General features: G+C 54.3%; 1 protein-coding gene. It reads right to left on the reverse strand.

From position 1 onward, the window contains the following. Nucleotides 1–2,127, reverse strand: a 2,127-nt coding sequence (gene rgy, locus MVD07_RS05280) for a reverse gyrase (protein ID WP_297499409.1), incomplete at both ends; no start/stop codon positions are given.

Raw genomic sequence — 2,127 nt, forward strand, 5'->3', positions numbered from 1 at the left:
TAACGTCTGTAATGCCAAGCTCAACGAGCATTTGGAGAAGCGAGTACCTCTTTCTTCCCAGGTGGCCAGTGTTGTAAGCAAAGGCAACGTAGTCACCGAGCCTTATGTTCTTCGCCGAGATCCAGCCAAGTTTTCCGTCTCTGATAACAAGTAGCCCGTGGTCGGGGGTCGCCTTTACCTCGTGGCCGTTCTTCAGTTTGATGATCTTCAGCGGTCCGTCCCACTCGATTTCCCAGAACCTGGTGGCTTTAGCCTCCTTGGCCTTCAGCCCGTTAACAGCCAGAAGGTTTCCTTCCCCTGACCTAACGACCTCTTCAATCCTCATCAGCCTTCCATCGGCGAGACTGACCAGTGTATCTGGGGTGACACAGAGACCTGCCTCGAACAGGTCCTGCGCCAAGCGCATCGTCTCGGGCGCTGAAAGCTTGAGGAAGGTTGAGGCATCTTTGAGCATGGCATCGGTAGTGTAGGGCGGTGCCGGGTTGAGCTCCCTCTCCTCAATCTGGACATCCTTGACAACAACCTCCTCCGGTGGCTCTGCTTCCTTCCCGTCCTTCCCTATCTCGACCGTGACCTGAAGACCGTTCTCAAGGGTCAGACCAAGGAAATAGGTCTCGCTCTCGCTGAACTCCTTATAGCGCTCGATTATCCAACCTAAAACGGGCGTCTGAACCCTTCCAGCGGAGAGGTTGCGATTCTCAAAGACCCTCTGGAGCTCAAGGCTCAGCTCGAACCCTATCCACCTGTCCTCTATCCTTCTGACTATCTGGGCCTCGACGCGGTTTTCGTTTACGTCTCTCGCCTCCTCGATAGCCCTCAGTATGGCCGGCCTCGTAACCTCGTGGAACTCAGTCCTCTTTATGTTCGGTGTGTATGGACTGAGAACGTTCCTTATGTCCCAAGCTATCTTCTCTCCTTCAGTATCGGGGTCGGTAGCGATGAGTATCTCGTCCACTTCTTGGGCCAGCTCGCGCATTGCAACGACGTTCTCAAAGGCGTCGCGCACGTTCGTGCTCCCACAGCGAGGACAGAGGCCCTTCTTCTCCCAGTCAACGAACTGATGGCCGCAGTCGCGGCACCTTTTTATGGTGTCATAAACCGGTATGAACTTCAGGATGTCTCCGTTGCCACCAACGAGGACGCCGTGATAGCCCTCATCCGTCACAAGGTCAAACATGTGCCCACCGCTTGCCAAAATAGTCAGCATCCTGTTACCTATGCTGACTTCATATGCGACTAAATCCCCTATCCTCGTCTTGCTCGGCTGGCCGAAGAAGTTCGCTATCGTTCTGGCCTTGTTGGGGCTCTCGACGATCATCAGCGAGGACTTCACGAGGTCTTTTACCTTGGAGCTTATCCTGCCCTCCATTACCAGCTTTACCTTCTCCCTGTCCTCATCAATTTGCCTGAGTATCCCGTCGAGATCGAGCTCCTCAAAGGGAACCATGTTGAACTCGGTAAAGCGCCAGCGCATCTGCCTGACGAGACCGTTGAAGACCTTCTCGTTGTCGATCAGGAGAACGCTCAAGCCCTTGGTTATCCCGCCCGCGAAGAGCCTGCTTGTCCTTCCGGTTGCCTGGATGTAGGTTCTAACATCGGGGATCTCGATGAACCACTTGCCTCCTTCCTTAGCCAGGCTAACGAACGGATCCTCCGCCAACTTCCTTAAAACTTCCTCGTCGTGGAGAACCCTCCTGAGGAAGTCAACCAGCTCGCGGAAGACTTCTAAAACATGGTTGTGAAACTCGTTCTCTATAGGCAGGCCCTCAGCTAAAGCCTCCTCAATCTTCATGAGCTCGAACTGAGGGATGTTCCTTATGAGCCTCCTGAGCCTTGCGTGAAGCCTCTCAGCCGTTTTTCTGTCCTCGTCGCTCAGGAAGTCCATGACCTCACTGAGCAGTCCCAGGGCCCGGTAGATGGTCGGCCTCTCAAGGTCTATGCTAAAGCGGAACTTCGGCACGCCTGTGAAGACGGCATAGCGTATGAGGTGGGGCAGATCAAGCCCCCTGACGAGAGAGCCGTAGTATGTAGCAATACCAACAAGGTAATCTGCCTCGCCGTTCTCAAACCTCTCAACTGCCTTCCTGTTCTTAGAACTCGCAAGCTCTACCCTAAAGCCCCTCTCCC

The sequence above is a fragment of the Thermococcus sp. genome, from assembly GCF_027008145.1.
Taxonomy (GTDB): domain Archaea; phylum Methanobacteriota_B; class Thermococci; order Thermococcales; family Thermococcaceae; genus Thermococcus.